Raw genomic sequence first — 16,327 nt, forward strand, 5'->3', positions numbered from 1 at the left:
ACACTGGATTGTGGAGGCCCACAACCTCAGGCACACCACCAAACCCTGTGGGAGCGAGCCTGCTCGCGATGACGCCGGCCCATCCAACATCAAGGCCAACAGACCCACCACCCTGCCACAGTCAGGGTTACAGCGATGTCATCAGCCTGCCTTGACCTTGCTGGCCTGGGGACCTCCGGCCATGGGGGTGGGGGTGGCTTTCATCAGTGTATCCAGCGCCTGCCGATAGTTCTTGCCGGCCAGGCTCATGCTGTTGTTGTGCGTTCCTCCAGGCACCAGCAACAGGTGCTTCGGCTCGTGGGCCGCCTTGAACAGTTGCTCGCTGAATCGCGGCGGAACGTAGTTGTCCGCCGCGCCATGCACCACCAGTAGCGGCATGTTGATTTCGGGGATCTTGTCGATGGAGTCGAACTTCTGCGACAGCAGCCAGCGCACAGGCAGGGAGGTGTCCGCCATGGCGGTCGCCACGTCGCCCAGCGAGGTGAACGTGGACTCGATGATCAAGCCTCGGGCCGGCACGGTGCTGCCGTCTTTCGCAGCCTTCTGGCCGAGTTCGGCGGCGAGGTCCACCGCGACGGCGCCGCCCAGGGAGTGACCGTAGATCAGTCGCAGGGCCGGGTCCGGCTGCAACGCTTCAAGCCGCTCCCAGGCAATCCGCGCATCCTCGTAGACGCTGGCCTCGGACGGCAGGTCGCCATGGCTCTTGCCGAAACCACGGTAATCGATCGCCAGCACCGAAAAGCCCAGGGCGCGCAGTTGCTGGATGCGGAACAACTGGCCCGTCAGGTTCCAGCGCACCCCGTGCAAATACAGGATCGCTGGCGCGTTCTTACGTTCCGCCGGCCACCACCACCCGTGGATATTTTCCCCGGCCTTGAAGCTTTTGGGCTTGAGGTCGAACTCCTGCACGCTGCTCGGAAGGCCGCTGAACCAGCTCGCCGTCCCCGGCTCGATGCGAAACACCAGCTCCCGCTCCTTGTGCTGCAACACCGCACAGCCCGCCGGCAAACCGACCACCATCGCAGCCATGCACAAATAGGCGAACCAGCGGCGCCGACGGCGAGGGAGTAAAGATGAAGGCATCGAAGCGACTCGCTACTCAAGACACAAAGATGCGTTTTAACAGATCCTCTCGCAGGATGGCGGGATTTTGCATGGCTGCCAGTTTCTGACGAGTGACCGGTGTGGTTGATTTGAGTACCCGAATCAGCCACACAAGGCACTTAGCCACGCACATCCTCAAACTCAGTCAACACAAACCGCTGCCTCGCCCCGCCATAAGGCACCTTGGGCACCCCCTCCAGGCGCTTGCGCAACACTTCGGTCAAGGAACACCCTGCTTCCAGGCTGTCGTCGCCAAAGTCCCCTTCGAGGTGTAGCGGATGCACAACCACTTCGAGAGCGCCATGGTCTGGTGGTGCTGCGTGTTGCAGGTCGGCCGGCGTGCAGACGTAGTCGGCCGTGGCGCCGCTGAGGTTGCGCAAGCGCCGGTTGAACAAGGTTTTGAAAATGCGTTTGGGCAGGTTCAGGTTGGCCCCCAGGTTGCGTGCCAGGCGTACGGGCACGCCTTGCCGTGCGGCGAAGCGGGCCACGACTTCGCCGATGGGCCAGATGTTGTGCACATGGTTGTGGGAATCGAGGTGGCTGGGCCGCACGCCGTAGTCCAGGCAACGTTGCCACTGGGCTTGGAGTTCCTCCAGCACCGCGGCCAGGTCCTTCGCGCCCAGACGCAGGGCATGACGCGACAGGCTCAGGTCGAATTCACCGTTTGCGTCGCAAAATGTGCGGCGCGCTGCAATCGACGGGCTCAGCGGCGAGCCATGAGTAATATTGAAGTGCAAGCCAATACGCCCGCGGAGCATGGGGTGCCGGGCCATCTTGCAGGCCTGTTCGAAACCTGGGGTATTGACCATCAGGGTGGCGGAGCTGATGACCCCTGCCTTGAAGGCCGATTGAATGATTGCGTTGTCGCTGAGGCTGAGTCCGAAGTCGTCAGCGTTGATTATGACTTCGCTAGGCATGACCGCTCTCCTTGCTTTTTGGATTGGGTGAAGAAACAGCCGTTGTGTTTTGTTGGCGCGGGCCCTTGCCGAGCCACGGCTTGAGACTCTTCCATAGCCGTAGCGCCAATCCCAGAACCAAGCCACCGGGTTGCCATGAATAGAAGCTCCAGCGCCAGTGTTCCAGTTGTCCGGTCATGCGCTCATGCAGTTGATGGCTGGAATTTTCCAGGCTGACTCGGGATGCATCGATCCAATGCCAGTTGTCATCCAACCCCCAGCGAATCCACTCTTCGAGCAGCACCCGGCCGCTGCCCAGGTCGGCGTGCCCCGGCAGGAATGCCAGGTTGTAGTCGTACAAGCGTCCCTGCTCCAACAGGCCGAGGCGATAGCTGATGCAGTGCCCATCCAATTCCAGCATCACCACCCGCACCAGGCCTTCGGCGGCGAGGGCTGTGAAGGCGTGATTCATCCACTGTCGGCGCATGGGGTCGGAGAAGATGCCGACACCTTCTTCACCTTTCCAACTGGCCGTCTCGACTTCGGCGAGGGTTCGCAGCAGCGGTCCCATGCCGATGGCATCCGGTGTTACCCGTTGGATGCGGGCACCGCACGCGGCGATCCGCTTGCGCGCCCGGCGCAGCTTGTAGCGCGGATCGCCGGAAATTTCCTGATGGTCGCTGTCGCTGATCAGATGCACCGGCACCCGACAACTCAACCGCCGTTCTCCGGTGGAACTCAATGCCATCCAAGCACTGAGGACGCTTTCTTCACCCACCGGTTCGGTCACTTCATTCAACTGTAGCAATGCATGGGGCAGTTGCTGACGGATCTGCATCAATGCCTGGCCCATGGCGTCGGCGTCCAGGTGCACCAGCAAGGCGATGCGGTCGGCCAGTGGATAGCCCAGGTGACGCAGCACCCGAAACCGCAGCCCGCAGATGCGTTCGCGCGTAGACACCAGGGGCAGGCACAGGTTGAGCGCCTGATCCTGCCAGCCCAGCAGCACATGCAGCTCCTGGTCGGGCTGCAGCGCCAGCTCTGCCGCTTGCAGCCAGGCCAGGGTGTTGAACGGCGTCGTATCGGCCACCAGGGTTCGCAGCTGTTCATAAGCTGATACAGGAAAGCTTGCCGCGCCCAGGGAGCGACACCATTGGAACCGGATGGTCATGAACGTCAGGCCGCCGCAGTGGATGGAACCGGTTTGGCCGGTTTACGGAAAGAGTCCAGGACCGAGCCGGTGTAAAACGTGTCACGGAAGAACCGCCAGCGGCCGAACAAGCAATACATATGAGTGATCTGGCCGCGCTCCTGATAGTCCATGCGCAGGTGCAGCTTGACGGCTGGAATGTTGCGCAGCTCGAAGACGTCGACCACTTTGTTGCAACCCTGCTCGGCCATGGCTTTCCACAGATCCAGCTGGAAATCCACCGATAGTTGGGTCCCCCAGTAAGCGCGGTACAGTTCACCGCCGAACTCGAAGAATTCACCCGGTTTGACCGGGAACCAGCAGCGAAAGAAATGGCGGTCGAAATAGTCCCGTTTGCTGCCCCAGATGAAAGCGACGGTGTCGCCCTTGTCGTCCAGGTACATGAGCCCGGTGTGGCCTTCGGCAGCCAGTTCGCGCATGGTCTCGACGCGATCGCCAAAGTACGTGGCGAAGGCATCGGCGTTACGGGTGGTAATGCGTTCCCGGCGCAACGGGGTATAAGGCCTGAGGTTGTTGGGCCGTATCGGACTGACCAGATCGCGTTCCATCCACACCAGCTGTTCGTGGAAATACAGGTAGTGTCTGCACAGCTGATTCAGAACGGCACGCAGACCTTTTTTCCGAATTTGATCACGCAATTTTTGCAGAACGTTCATGGTGCCTCCTGGCGAGGGGCGGGTTGGGGAAAGACCCCATTGCGAGCTTGCTCGCGATGGGGGTTGAATCGCCATGGACATCAAGCTGGGGCAGCCGATGCACGCGGCGGGGTCGGTTTACGAAAAGCGTCCAGTACCGAGCCGCGGTAGAACGTGTCGCGGAAAAACCGCCAGCGGCCGAACAGGCGATACACGTGGGTGAGCTTGCCGCGCTCCTGGAAGCCCATGCGCAGGTGCATCTTGATCGCCTGGATGTTTTGCAGATCGCAGACATCGACCATGGTGTTGCAACCGTGGTCCGCCATGACTTTCCACACTTCCAACTGCATGTCTGCCGAGATAGTGGTACCCCAGTACTCACGGATCGCCTCGCCACCGAACTGAAAATACTCGCCAGGCTTGATCGGAAAATTGCAGCGATAGAAATGGCGGTCGAAATAGTCCCGTGTACTGGCCCAGGCGAAACCCACGGTATCGCCCTGAGCATCCAGGTACATCAAGCCTATGTAGCCTTCGGCCGCCAGCTCGCGCATGGTTTCGACGCGGTCGCCGAAGTGCCGGGCAAAGGCATCGGCATTGCTGACCGTGATGAACTCCAGGCGCATCGGTGGGTAGGGCTTGAGGTTATGCGGGGGGAGTGGGGTCCGCACATCGTGCTCCAACCACACCAGTCGGGTGTGGAAAAACACGTAGCGCCTGAACAGCAGTTTGAGAACGGAGCGCAGGCCCTTTTTCTGAATGCCATCACGTAATGCTTGCAGAACGCTCATGGTGCCTCCTGACGGGTGGCGGGTTGGGGGAAAGAGAGGGCGGTCCAGCCGAGGGCAAACACGGTTTCTCCTGGCAAGAGAAACCGGATCTGCCCGGCCTCGCAGTTGAACGGGGCGCTGCGGCTTTGGTTGTCGGGGCCGAAATACACCAGCTCTGCCTGCGCCTGGGGGCAGGACGCGCCGTCCAGGCTGACCTGTTGCGGGCGCGTGCTTTTGTTCACGCCCAGCAGGCTGCGCCTCGCGTCGGTGGCCATGGCCAGCACGTCGACTTCGAAGGCGTCGTTATCCAGGCGTAGCACCTGATTGAGCCAATGCTGTTGGATGAACTGCTGGGCCAGACCCACCGGCTTGAGTTCGAAGCGCTGGTTGTCCAGCACCCGCACCATGCCCTTGGGGTACTCGGGTTCATCGGCGAGCATGAACCAGTTGAGCATGTCCAGCCAGCCGTCGGCGGAGGCATTGATGACCACGGACGTCCACCACAGGGCGGCGTAGTGGGTTTCCTGGTCGTAGGGGCTCAGGCTCGAACCGCTGGACATGTTGGTCTGGTCCAGCAGCAGGGCCTTGCGTGGTCGTCCGTTGTTATCCAGGCCCACCAGGCGGGCGGCCTGACGCACGCTGTGGCGGTACACACGGGTGGCGAGCAGGTCGCGAATCATCCATTCATGCCAGGCCAACGCGTCGATCTGGTCATCGTATTTCGTCAGCAGGCGTCGCGCCCAATCGATCCCGCGTTTGTCGGCAGCGTTGTCGGCCAGGGGGCCGTTGGTGAACCGTGAGCTGGCGGGAATAGCAATGCGCACGCCTGCTCGTGCGTTGGCGGGTAGGGCGCGGACCTGATTGGCCATGCTCTCGAACACTTGCTGGTAGCTGGCGAAATCGGCGTAGTTGAGGTTCGGCTCATCGGCGAAACCCAGGTAATGAATGCCTTTGCCACCAAGGGCGCGAGTCGCCGTGAGCCAGGCCTGCAAGCCGCTGTTGCTGACCCGATCTGCCCGCAGATCGGCCTTGCGTGCGCTACCGGCCAGCAAGGTGATGTCCCGGGTGATGCCGAAGCGGTCCTGGTATAGGCGCCGAAACTGATTTTCATAGTCGGGCTTGTCTGCAGTGATGTCGACCAGACTGTAATAGCTGGCGGCCTGGGGCTTGAGGGCTTCGATCACCGGGTAGGCCGATGGCGGGGGCATGACGTAGGGCAGGTAGACCCCCAGTTTCGGGGTTGTTCCCAGGACATCGTCATAGAGTTTCAGGCGCGCCTGCCCCGGGTCCTGGCGCAGCGGTTGCAGATGCTCTGGGTTTTGGGCGAACAGGTTCGCCGTGCCATCCAGCCAAAATGCCGCCTTGCCGTTGCCCTGCAATTGCAGGCGCCAGGTTTGCTCGACATTGGCGACGGGCAGGGCGACTCGATCGAACTGCCCATAGACCGGGTACGGCTTGAGGTTCAACTGCACCTGTTTGCCATCGGCGACGCGCTGGGCTCGCAGGTTGCGCACGCCGCCATGGAACTTGCCCGCCAGCACGGCCTGTTCGCCGGGGGCGACCTTGAAATACAACTCATCGCCGTCGTGGGTTTCGGCACTGAAATGCACCTTGGCCGGGGCGAACAGCGCCCGGGTATGGGCGTCGTGTTCGACGGAGTAGCGGCGGAAACTGTAGCCGGGAATTTCCAGGCGATAGCTGGCGGCTCCCGGCAACAAAGGCCACTGCTGTTCGCCACGCTCCTGGACCTTCTTGATCAAGCGTTTCCCTACCAGGCGCCCCTGGCCGTCGAGCAGGTACAGGTGTTCCGAATTGGCGTTGGCCTGCCAGGCCGGTACCCAGCGCACGGTCACCCGGTCCGGCCGGTCGGTCTGCAGGTACAGGCTGCCGTCGCGGATGCCGGTCCAGGACATGGAGGCGCCATGGGCCGGAAGTGCCAGGGCCCATAGGCATGCAGCAGCCATTATCCAGCACCGCGCCGACCCCATCGTGAGCAGGCTCGCTCCCACCCTGCATCGGCCGCGGATACTGTGATCGACACCAGGCCCCTGTGGGAGCGGGCTTGCTCGCGAAGGGGTCGTCACATCCAGCATCTGTACAGGCCGAGCCGCCGCTTTCGCGAGCAAGCCCGCTCCCACAGGGTTCGGTGAGATCCCTGTGGGAGCGAGCCTGCTCGCGATGGCGGACTGAGGGGCGACGAAGCTCATGCCGATTTCCCCATCAGCATCTGCCGCATCGGCAACAGGTCGCTGGGCAGGATGATCAACGTCTGCCACAGCGCCACGCCGCTGAGACGGCAATACATCGCCAGCAACGCCAGGGTCACCCCCAGGTAAGCGATGGAAGACGCGGCGGCGGCACCGACGATGCCGTAGCGAGGTATCAACAGCACGTTCAACGCCAGGTTCAACAACGCCCCCACACCCATCAGCAGCGATACCGTGCCGGGCCGGTTCTTGCCCAGCAGGTCCAGGCGCAGGATGCTCGCATAGCACAGCCCGAACAGCCCCGGCAGCAGCGCCAGCAAGGCCGGATAAGCCGGTTGGTAGGCCACGCCGAACAAGGTCACGATCAACCATTCGCCGATCAGCGCCATGCCCAGGCACGCACCGAGCATCACCGTGGCGGTCAGACGCAGGGCCAGGGGTGTCAGGCGCTGCATGTCGTGGTCCTGTTGCAACAGGCGTTTCATCAGGGGTGTGGTCACGGCCTCCGGCACGATCAGCAGCAGCTCGGCGGCGGCGCTGGCCATGGCGTAGTGACCCAGGGCGGCGCTGCCCAGCAGGGCGCCGATGAACAGGTAGTCCGAGCGCAGAATCACTTGCTGGAACAACAGGTCCGGATGGCTGCGGGCGCCGTAGCGCAGCAGCTCGCCCTGAGTGGCGCTGTTCCATTGCAACGACACATCGTGACCCCGCCGCAACCAGACCCAACCGGCCAGTACTACCAGGCTCAGGCCCGTCAACCAACTGATCAATGCCGCTTCCAGGGCCGCGTCTTTCCACATCCAGAACAGCGCCAGGAACAGCAACAGCGGCACCAGGGATTCCATCAGGCGCAAGGCATTGAAGCCGCCTACGCCGCCTGAGGCATTGTGCAGCGTCAGCAGGCCGCTCTTGAGCACACTCAACGGCACGGCGAGCAACAGCAGCCAGGCCAGCAGACCCAATTGCATGGTGATGTCCAGCTCCGCACCGAACACCCGCGCCAGCGCCACCACCAAGAAGGTCAACAGCCCGGCCAGCAGGCAGCCGAACACCAGCACCTGGCTGAGCAGCAGCCCCATCGAACGCTGCTGCGCCGCCTGATAGCCCACGGCTGAGTTCAAGCCACCGCTGGTGGCGGCGCTGATCAGGTCCGGCAGGGTGCTGAGCAGGGCGAACAGCCCGCGTTCGCTGGGGCCCAGGATGCGCGCCAGCAATACGTTGCGCAGCAGGCGCAGGCCGATCATCGCCAGGCGTGTGCCCATGCTCAGCACCAGGTGTTTGAGGTAATGCGCGCGGCTCATGGACGTGCTCCTCGACGAATGCGCCAAGCCAGCAGTTCGGGGTGCTGGGCGTTGCGTTGACTGACACCGAAGCGCGGCAGGTTCAAAGGGTCGCCGTCATTGCGATACAGCCCGGCCTCGGTCCCCAGGGCGAACGAGAAACCGTGGGCCGCCACTTGGTGGCGCACGCGTTCGTCGTTATCGCCATTGGGGTAGCAATACACCGGCAAGGGTTGAGCACAGGCGTTTTCCATGGCTATCCGGCTGCGACTCAGTTCTTCATGCAGGCGCTGGTCGTTGAGCTGGGTGAGGATCGCGTGGCTGGCCCCGTGGGGGCCGAAGCGCACCAGGCCTGAATCTTCGAGCATGCGCACTTGGGTCCAGTCCAGCGCCTGGGGCTGGGCACCAGGGGGGCAGGTGTCAGTGAGGTCGCTCAGGATTTGCGGATCAAGGGTTTTGAGGCTTTGCAGATAGTGCAACAACGACAGGCTGCGGCGTTCGTCATCCAGGTCGTCGAGCATCACCGGCAACGGCCGTCCGGCCTGTTGCAAGTGTTCGATCAGCGCCAGCCGCGCCACCTGGCCGTGGCTGCCCCACAGGGTTTCGCCGATGCTTTCCCACCAGAAGTGTTGGCGGCTGCCGATGAAGTCGGTGGACAGGAAAATACTCGCCGGCACCTGGTATTGGCGCAGCAGGGGAAAGGCATTCATGGCGTTGTCGCGCCAACCGTCGTCAAAGGTCAGGGCCACCCGCGGACGATCTGGAACGTTGGCGGGGTCGGCCAGCAGCAAGGTCATCAGGGGCACGCATTCGAAATGCCGTTGCAGCCAGATCAGCAAGTGTTCGAAGGCTTCCGGCCCCACGCACAATTCGTTGCGATGGGGCAGTTCGGCGGCGCGGTCGTTGCTCAGCACCCGGTGCAGCATCAGGATCACGCCGGCCCCCCGCAGCGGGCCGCGGCCCAGGGCCGTGTTGAGGTACAGCCAGCCGCCGGTGAGCTTGAAGACTTGTTTGATCGACATTCGCCACCTCCTCAGCGGTTCTGCTCGGGATTCCATTGGCTGTAGCGCCGGCCCCGCAGGAATTGCCACAGGCCAATGCTCATGCCCGCGAGCGTCACCAGCACGAACGCCGCCAGGCGAAAGGGCCGGGGCAAGCGGTGGTGCATATCCAGCAGGCCAAGCAGTGCCATGGCGTAGCCGAGCACTTGGGCTGCCAGGCTCAGGCGATAGAACCCCTGGTCGCTCCACAACCAGAGGTTGCTGAGCAGCAGCGGCAGCAGCAACACCGGCGCCAGGCGGCGGATCAGCTTGTGGCTGATCAGGCCGATGGCGTACAGGCCATGCCGCAGCGGATTGAGCAGTGCCCGGCGTTGGGCCAGGCTTTGCAAGCCACCGACGGTGACCCGCTGGCGCCGACGAAACTGCTTGTCGGCCTCGTCCACCCCCTGGTCGATCACCCGGGCCTTCGGTGCATAGACGATGGATTTGCCGGCGGCCGGGGCGCAGGTGCTGAGGAAGAAATCATCGTTGACCTGGGCCGGGATCGGCTCGAACAGCTCCCGGCGCAGGGCCAGCAGCGCGCCATCGGCCGAAACCATGCAGTCGGTGCGGCTTTCCACCCGCCGCAACCAGCCCTCGTAGTGCCGATACAGGCTGTCGCCCAGGCTCAGGCCCTTGCCCGGCACGGGGATTTCCATGTGTCCGGCACAGGCGCCGACCTCCGGATCACCCAGCGGGGCGAGCAAATGGCCGAGGGTGTCGTGGCTCCATTGGTTATCGGCGTCAGTAAAGACCAGGATCTCGCCGCTGCTGTGGGCCACGCCGGTATTGAGGGCCGCGGCCTTGCCCTGGCGGGGCAGGTCGAGCACGGTGAGACGCGGGTCGATCACCTTGCGCGCGCAGACCACTGTGTCGTCGCTGGAGCCGTCGCTGGCGAGGATGATCTGCAGCGAGCGCGCCTGATAATCCTGGGCGAGCAAGGTACGCAGTTTGTCTTCGATGTGTCGTGCTTCGTTGTGGGCGGCGATGACGATGCTGATGTCCATCGGCAGCGCCTGGCCGTAGCGCCGGACTGGAAACAGCGGCGTCAGTAGGCCGAGCATGAGTGGGTAACCGAGGTAGGCATACACCGGCAGCAACAGGCAGGTCCAATAAATGAATTCAGCCACGGGCAGGTCTCCTGACGTTCCAATGACAGAGGTTGAGCAACAACGCGGCACCGGTCAGGTGCAGGCGCATCCCGTGCAAGGCCCACAATTGCAAGGTCAAGCGCGGGTCGCGACGACTCTGGCGCAGGCTGAGGAACAAGGGCGCAAGTGTGGTGATCAGCAACAGCAGCGACGCCAGGCGCAACTGACCCTGGAGCAAGGCGACCAGTGCCAGCAGATCCAGCCCCCAGGTCGCGATGGACAGCACCGGGAAACGCAGCAGGCGCAAGCTCGGACCGTGGCTGCGCAGCAGTTGCAGATGACTGCCCTGGCGCCACAGTTCCTTGCTTATCCACTCGCGCCAACTGCCTTCGTAACCCCAATGCAAGGCCACGCATTCGTTGACCAGCAACAGTTGCGCGTCGATCTGGCGCAGGCGCAGGGAGAAGTCCTTGTCCTCGCCGGTGCGCAGGGCTTCGTCGAAACCGCCGACCCGCTCGAACCATGAGCGACGCATCAACAGGTTGGCGCTGGGCAGCCACTGCACCCGGTGCAGGCGATGGGAGCCGGGACGCTGGCTGCGGCGCTGCCAGGCTTCGGCGAACCAAGGCGCCTGGCGGGGAGTGTCGAGGTCCAGGCCCAGTACATCGCCTTGATGACCCTCCAGCTCCAACAGCAGCTTGAGCCAGTTGGCCGGCATCTCGATGTCGGCGTCGATGAACGCCAGCCAATCGCCATGGGCCACCGCCGCGCCGCGGTTACGCAGGGCACCGATGTGCACACCGGGCACGATCAACACCCGCGCGCCCAGTTCATTGGCGATGCGCGGGCCATGATCGTCGGAGCCGTTGTCCACCACGATCAGCTCGCATTCCAGCTGCGCCTGGCGGGCAGCTTCCTGGGCCGCCAGCAAGGTACGGCCGATGTGCCGGGCTTCGTTGTACATCGGGATCACGATGCTGACCCGGTTCATGGGCGCGCCTCCTGCGGCGTTGCCTGTTCGGCCTCCTGGCGCAACACGGAGGTCAAGGCAAGCATGATCCACAGCAGCTTGTGGTTCGGCGCACTGAGGAACATCAGGAACAGCATCAGCGACAGGAAGCTCATGCCCAGGTGCGTCAGCAGATCCGCCTGTGCCCAGTCCCGGCGTTCGAGCCAGATCCGGCGGGCCTGCAGCAGGTTGTACAGGCCCAGGCCCAGCATGCCGACGAACATCAGCCCGCCCGGGATGCCGATTTCACTGAAGATTTCCAGGTAGGTGTTATGGGCCCGGCGATACAGGTCCCCCAGCTTGCGATTGGCCGAGAACGCCTTGGCGTAGCCGGTGGGCGCATAGTGCAGCGGGAAGGTGCCGGGGCCGGTGCCGAGCACCGGGTTTTCGCGGATCATCTGACTGCCGACCACGATGTACGAAGCACGCCGGCCGAGGGATTCATCCTTGTGGGCATTGACGCCGGCACTGAGAATGCTCAACGACTGGATACGTGCGACGTAGCCGGCTGGCATCACGGCGACTGCCAGGGGAACCAGGAGCGCCAACCCGAGCATGGCGAACCCCAGGTGCCGTGGACGGATGCGCGGCAATTGCGCGCGATAGTGATACAGCCCGATCGCCAGGCTGAGCAGGAGCACCACCAGCCCCGAACGCGATTCAGTCTTGGTCATGCCACCCAGCAGCAGCGCCAAACAACCCATCCAGAACAACCGGTGCAGCAGGTTCGGCCCGCGCACCACCAGCAGCAACGCCAGTGGCATGGTAAAGGCGATCAGCAGGGCGAAGGCGTTCGGGTCCTCCAGCAGGCCCGAGGCGCGGCCCTGGTCCTGGTATTTGGCGGAAAACATCGCCATCACGCAGGTGGTGCTGACACTCAGCGTCATCAGGCGGCAGAACAGGTCGAGGTTCAGTTCGCGGCCGATCAGCAGGGTGATGACGAACAGGATCAACCCCACGCTCAGTTCGCGAAAATGGGTCATCGACAGTTCCAGGCTGTCCGACAGGTAAAGGCTCAGGCTATACAGCATCATGAAGCCGATCAGCGGCCGCCAGATATTGCTGCGCAGGCGCGTGCCCGGAATCTGGTGCAGGGCCAGTTGCAGCATCAGTATCAGTATCAGTGCCAGACCGAAGAATTTGCTGCCAGAGAGCGGGTTGTCCTTGAACAGCCCTTCGAACGGGACCAGCGCAGCGATGCCCAACAGGCCCCAGCCGGGTTTGCGATAGAGCAAGGCGACACCCACCAGGCCCAGCACCGCCCCCGGCGCCAGGAACGGATAAGGGCTGGCCAGCAAGGCCAGGCAAACCAGCCCCAGCAGGCTGACAATCGAGAGAGGGACAATCATGGACGAGCCTCCCGTGCCGTACGGATGTAGAGCTGCGACCAGCGTTCGGCCAGCGTGCGCAGGTCGTAGCGGTCCTGTTGGGTGCGGCGTGCGTTATCGGCCAGGATCTGCGCCAGGGGCGGTTCGCTGAACAGCGTTTCGATCTGCCGGGCCAGTTCGGAGCTGTCGGCAGGTGTGGCGAGCAATCCGTTGTGACGGTCCTGTACCACATCGGGAATGCCGCCGACGCCGAATGCCACCACCGGTACCCCGGCTTGCATGGCCTCGAGCAGAATCATCGGCGTGCCTTCGGTGCGCGAACTGATCACCAACGCGTCGAGGCGGCTCCACCAGGCGTTCATGTCGGTCTGGTACCCGGGCAGTTCGATACGCGTGGGTAGTCCGGCATCGTTGATGCGCTTGAGCAGGGCCTGACGTTCCGGGCCGTCACCGAGCATCACCGCGTGCAGCGACGGATGCCGCTGGCACAGGGGGATCAGGGCGTCGAGGAACAGGTCCGGGCCTTTCTCGCTGCTCAGGCGGCCGACGTAGCCGACCCGCCAGCGCTGGCCGTCATCGCGGTGGGCCACTGGTGCCGTGGGCGTCGGCAAACCGTTGGGGATCACGGCGACTTTTTCCGCCCGCACGCTGGCCTGGCGATGCAGCACCGCGATGCTCTCTGCCACGCAGACCACGCGCTTGACCGACGCCGTGCGGCACAATTGCAGGCTCAGCCAGGTGTAGAAACGCTGTTTCGGGCTGCGCGGCGTGAACCCGTGCTGGGTGATGACCAGTGGCAGGCGCAGCAACGTGGCCGCGGCCCAGCCGAACAGCAGCCCCTTGAAGTTGTGGGTGTTGAGCAAAGGTTGCTCGCTGCGCCGTTGGCGCAGGTGTTGCAACAGCTCGGCCCAGCTCCCGCAGTGATGGCAATCGACCCCGGCCTGGCGAAAGCGCGCGATCAAGGTCGGCGGCGCCGCGAGGAACAGCACCTGGTGCTGCCCCGGAGTCGCCAGGCAATGATCGAGCAGCATCCGCTCGGCCCCGTAGAAGCCACCGCTGTCGAGCAAATGAATGATCGGCAGGGGGCTGCTGCGGTGGGACGGGCCGAACGGCGCGTTCAATTGCGCACCCAATGGACAAGGCTGGGCAGGCTCCAGTTGCGGTGCGGATTGATCTGGTCGGGGGACTGCTCGTTGATCACCAGCAGCACCGGTACGTCCAGTTGCTGGCTGATCTGCGCTGGGTGCTTGAAGCGATGGTCGAAGAACTCACGCACGTAGACCAGGGCAATCGCCAGCAGCAGGCCGCTGAACAGGCCGAACGGGATAATCAGCATCGGCTTGGGGAAGGCCGCGGCGGTCGGTTCGAAGGGCGGGCTGAGCACGCGGGCGTTGGACAGGTCGTTGTCCAGCGAACGGGCGGTGCTGGCTTCGGCGAACCGTTGGGCGTAGGTGGAGAACGCCGCATGCAGGGCGTTGATCTCGGTGTCCATCTGCTGCAGCTTGCTCTGGGTTTCCTGCAACTGGTGGATACGCCCCTTGAACGCGGCGATACGCTGGACCTTCTGATCGATCACCGAGCTGACCACCGCCAGGTCGGTGGTGCGTTCCTGGATCCGGTTGTTCACCACCTTCAGGAATTGTTGACGGGTGCGCACGATCTGTTCCCGGGCCAGCAGCATCGGTTCGCTGCCGGGTTGGAAGATCGCCAGGTCGTTCATGTAGCGGCTGACCTGGCCGGTCAGTTGCTCACCCAACTGTTTGATCTCCCGGTCTTCGAAGGCGATGTTGTCCACGGTGGTGGTGAAGGTGAAGGGAAAGGTGTAGTCGTTGAACCGCGAGCTGTTCGCCGCCGCCAGACTGGTCTTGAGATAGTCGAGCCAGCGTTGGCTTTGCAGCAGGCGATCCTGGTACAGGTTCAAGGCCTGCTCTTCAGTGTTGATGGCGTTCAGGCGGAAGGTGATTTCCTCCTTCGGATCAGCCGACCCGACGCCTTCAAGCAAGGCCAGCCGGGTACCTTCCAGGCCGTCGAGGCGACTCTGGTATTGGCTTTTCTTCTGCTCATAGAAGGCCTGCGGCAACTCGATCGATTGCAGCTCCTGGCGACTGGAGAGGTAGTTCTGCAGCAGTTGCGCCACGAACCGAGTGCCTTGCTGCGGATCACCGAAGCTGTAGACGATGGAGATGACGTTGGAGCCGGGTAGGGTCTCGATCTTGAGGTTGTCGACGGCTTCGTCAGTCAGCGTATCGAGCACGGTGTCGCGCACCGGATCGACCTCCAGTCCGAGGCCATCGCGCAGCGGGTTGATCACGTACTCGCGCAGCGGCGTGGTGACGTAGCGCTTGAACGGTTCACTGACCCATTTGTTGAAGATGCCGGGGCTGGGGTTGTACTCGCCCTGGTCGCGCAGGGTACTGATGGTCTGCCGGATCAGCGCCGGCGAACGCAGGATATTGCTCTCGGTTTCCATGTCCGCCAGGGACGGCGGAATGAAGGTGGCGTTTTCCTGGTTCAGCGACGTGGTGGCGTCGCCTTGTGAGAGTTTTTTCGACTGTACGATCACCTGGGCGGTGATATCGAAGCTCTGTTTGAGCACCAATGGCAGCGCCAGGGCAATCACGGCGAAGATCAGGAAGATGCGCTTCACCCACTGCTTGTTGGCGAAGAAGATCCTGAAGAACTCATGCAGATAGTTTTCCTTGGGATTCATGATCGATCACCTGGCTCAGTTGCTGTTGCTGCCTTTGTTGTCGAGGCGGTAGCCGAAGCTGAGCCCCACGCCCTGGAACAGCACCACGTCAGCCAGTTGCCTGGCGAGTTCGCCGGCGCTGGCAAGCTTGGTCTTGGGCACGAAGAGCATGTCTTCCGGTTGTAGGTAGGCAATTTGCGAGGCATCGCCGCTCAGGGCTTTTTCCACGTCGTAGTGACGGGCTTCGACCTGGTTGCCGTTGCGACGCATGATCACCACCGAGTCGAGCCTTGCCTTGACGTTCGTGCCCCGGGCAAGGGTCAGTGCCTCGAGCACGGAGATCGGCCGGCGGATCGGGTAGGAACCGGGTTGGGCCACTTCACCGAGGACATAGATTTCATTACCAGCGGTGGACTTGAGCAGCACGTCCACGGTCATGTGGCCGGGCAGTTGGGCATAGCGCTCGTTGAGGAAGGTCTCCAACTGGGTGACGGTCATTCCTTGCAACGGCACCGAGCCGATTTCCGGGAAGCTGGCGTAGCCATCCCGGCCCACGATGATTTCCCGGCTCATGCCGGTGGCCGGGTGGGTCAAGGTGTTGCGCAGGTTCGTCTCGTTGGACAGCGGGCTGGTCACCAGCACCGTCAACTGGTTGCGATTGGGCTGGAACAGCATTTTCTGGTCGTAGGCCCGTTGCACCGCCAGGCGCGCTTCGTCGGTGGTCATGCCGGCGACTTTCACCGACGTATTGGCTCCCGGCAGTTCAATACTGCCGTCGGGCATGACCAGTTGCGAGCCGTTGAGCTGGCTGGCGGCGGTGAAGTTCAGGGCCACCTGGTCGCCCGGTTGCACGCGATAAGCCTGGGGACTGGTGGTGCCAATGTGAAAGATCACATCGAGCACATCCTGGGGCCGCAGGGTCTGTTCGACCTTGGGCATGTCGGTGGCCTGGGCGTTGGCCGGTGCGGCCGTGAGGATCTGCACCGGCATCGATCGGGTATCGCTGGTGCTGGAGCAGCCGGCAAGCGGCAGCAACAGCAGGACAAGCATCTTGGCGTTCATCTCGTC

General features: G+C 63.1%; 14 protein-coding genes. All 14 read right to left on the bottom strand.

Annotated elements, in window-relative coordinates; translation table 11 throughout:
• Nucleotides 1-141: 141 nt before the first annotated feature.
• Entirely contained in the window at nt 142-1,083 is a 942-nt protein-coding gene (locus ACODTO_RS11895) for an alpha/beta hydrolase (protein WP_489106471.1), read from the bottom strand.
• A 140-nt stretch (nt 1,084-1,223) separates the two neighbouring features.
• On the bottom strand, nt 1,224-2,021 hold the full coding sequence (locus ACODTO_RS11900) for a ChbG/HpnK family deacetylase (protein ID WP_489106472.1): 798 nt from the start codon (nt 2,019-2,021) through the stop codon (nt 1,224-1,226).
• Nucleotides 2,014-3,171, bottom strand: coding sequence for a GNAT family N-acetyltransferase (locus ACODTO_RS11905; RefSeq protein WP_489106473.1), 1,158 nt, complete (start codon nt 3,169-3,171; stop codon nt 2,014-2,016). The genes ACODTO_RS11900 and ACODTO_RS11905 overlap by 8 nt, the downstream gene beginning before the upstream one ends.
• Nucleotides 3,172-3,176: 5 nt before the next feature.
• On the bottom strand, nt 3,177-3,866 hold the full coding sequence (locus tag ACODTO_RS11910) for an N-acetyltransferase (RefSeq protein ID WP_139644498.1): 690 nt from the start codon (nt 3,864-3,866) through the stop codon (nt 3,177-3,179).
• A gap of 80 nt (nt 3,867-3,946) precedes the next feature.
• Nucleotides 3,947-4,636, bottom strand: a complete 690-nt coding sequence (locus ACODTO_RS11915) for a GNAT family N-acetyltransferase (protein ID WP_175385636.1) — start codon at nt 4,634-4,636, stop codon at nt 3,947-3,949.
• The gene (locus ACODTO_RS11920; RefSeq protein WP_489106474.1) at nt 4,633-6,579 is read right to left on the bottom strand and encodes a hypothetical protein; all 1,947 of its coding nucleotides are present in this window, start codon (nt 6,577-6,579) and stop codon (nt 4,633-4,635) included. Before ACODTO_RS11920 ends, ACODTO_RS11915 begins: the two co-directional genes overlap by 4 nt.
• Nucleotides 6,580-6,818: 239 nt before the next feature.
• Nucleotides 6,819-8,123, bottom strand: a complete 1,305-nt coding sequence (locus ACODTO_RS11925; RefSeq protein WP_139644493.1) for a lipopolysaccharide biosynthesis protein — start codon at nt 8,121-8,123, stop codon at nt 6,819-6,821.
• On the bottom strand, nt 8,120-9,124 hold the full coding sequence (locus ACODTO_RS11930) for a polysaccharide deacetylase family protein (protein ID WP_489106475.1): 1,005 nt from the start codon (nt 9,122-9,124) through the stop codon (nt 8,120-8,122). The genes ACODTO_RS11925 and ACODTO_RS11930 overlap by 4 nt, the downstream gene beginning before the upstream one ends.
• Nucleotides 9,125-9,135: 11 nt before the next feature.
• The gene (locus tag ACODTO_RS11935) at nt 9,136-10,272 is read right to left on the bottom strand and encodes a glycosyltransferase family 2 protein (protein WP_489106476.1); all 1,137 of its coding nucleotides are present in this window, start codon (nt 10,270-10,272) and stop codon (nt 9,136-9,138) included.
• Nucleotides 10,265-11,224, bottom strand: a complete 960-nt coding sequence (locus ACODTO_RS11940) for a glycosyltransferase (protein ID WP_489106477.1) — start codon at nt 11,222-11,224, stop codon at nt 10,265-10,267. Before ACODTO_RS11940 ends, ACODTO_RS11935 begins: the two co-directional genes overlap by 8 nt.
• On the bottom strand, nt 11,221-12,591 hold the full coding sequence (locus ACODTO_RS11945; protein ID WP_139644484.1) for an O-antigen ligase family protein: 1,371 nt from the start codon (nt 12,589-12,591) through the stop codon (nt 11,221-11,223). Before ACODTO_RS11945 ends, ACODTO_RS11940 begins: the two co-directional genes overlap by 4 nt.
• Complete coding sequence (locus ACODTO_RS11950) at nt 12,588-13,691, bottom strand: glycosyltransferase family 4 protein (protein WP_489106478.1); 1,104 nt, start codon at nt 13,689-13,691, stop codon at nt 12,588-12,590. The genes ACODTO_RS11945 and ACODTO_RS11950 overlap by 4 nt, the downstream gene beginning before the upstream one ends.
• Nucleotides 13,688-15,280: a GumC family protein gene (locus ACODTO_RS11955; protein ID WP_139644479.1), complete on the bottom strand. Its 1,593-nt coding sequence runs from the start codon at nt 15,278-15,280 to the stop codon at nt 13,688-13,690. The genes ACODTO_RS11950 and ACODTO_RS11955 overlap by 4 nt, the downstream gene beginning before the upstream one ends.
• 15 nt (nt 15,281-15,295) lie before the next feature.
• Nucleotides 15,296-16,321, bottom strand: a complete 1,026-nt coding sequence (locus ACODTO_RS11960; RefSeq protein ID WP_139644478.1) for a polysaccharide biosynthesis/export family protein — start codon at nt 16,319-16,321, stop codon at nt 15,296-15,298.
• Nucleotides 16,322-16,327: the final 6 nt, after the last annotated feature.

This window comes from Pseudomonas sp. FG13 (genome assembly GCF_057809755.1).

Coding starts and splice junctions, on each gene's coding strand:
- ACODTO_RS11895 (WP_489106471.1), bottom strand. CDS start 1,083: ATGCCTTCATCTTTACTCCCTCGCCGTCGGCGCCGCTGGTTCGCCTAT.
- ACODTO_RS11900 (WP_489106472.1), bottom strand. CDS start 2,021: ATGCCTAGCGAAGTCATAATCAACGCTGACGACTTCGGACTCAGCCTC.
- ACODTO_RS11905 (WP_489106473.1), bottom strand. CDS start 3,171: ATGACCATCCGGTTCCAATGGTGTCGCTCCCTGGGCGCGGCAAGCTTT.
- ACODTO_RS11910 (WP_139644498.1), bottom strand. CDS start 3,866: ATGAACGTTCTGCAAAAATTGCGTGATCAAATTCGGAAAAAAGGTCTG.
- ACODTO_RS11915 (WP_175385636.1), bottom strand. CDS start 4,636: ATGAGCGTTCTGCAAGCATTACGTGATGGCATTCAGAAAAAGGGCCTG.
- ACODTO_RS11920 (WP_489106474.1), bottom strand. CDS start 6,579: ATGGCTGCTGCATGCCTATGGGCCCTGGCACTTCCGGCCCATGGCGCC.
- ACODTO_RS11925 (WP_139644493.1), bottom strand. CDS start 8,123: ATGAGCCGCGCGCATTACCTCAAACACCTGGTGCTGAGCATGGGCACA.
- ACODTO_RS11930 (WP_489106475.1), bottom strand. CDS start 9,124: ATGTCGATCAAACAAGTCTTCAAGCTCACCGGCGGCTGGCTGTACCTC.
- ACODTO_RS11940 (WP_489106477.1), bottom strand. CDS start 11,224: ATGAACCGGGTCAGCATCGTGATCCCGATGTACAACGAAGCCCGGCAC.
- ACODTO_RS11945 (WP_139644484.1), bottom strand. CDS start 12,591: ATGATTGTCCCTCTCTCGATTGTCAGCCTGCTGGGGCTGGTTTGCCTG.
- ACODTO_RS11955 (WP_139644479.1), bottom strand. CDS start 15,280: ATGAATCCCAAGGAAAACTATCTGCATGAGTTCTTCAGGATCTTCTTC.
- ACODTO_RS11960 (WP_139644478.1), bottom strand. CDS start 16,321: ATGAACGCCAAGATGCTTGTCCTGCTGTTGCTGCCGCTTGCCGGCTGC.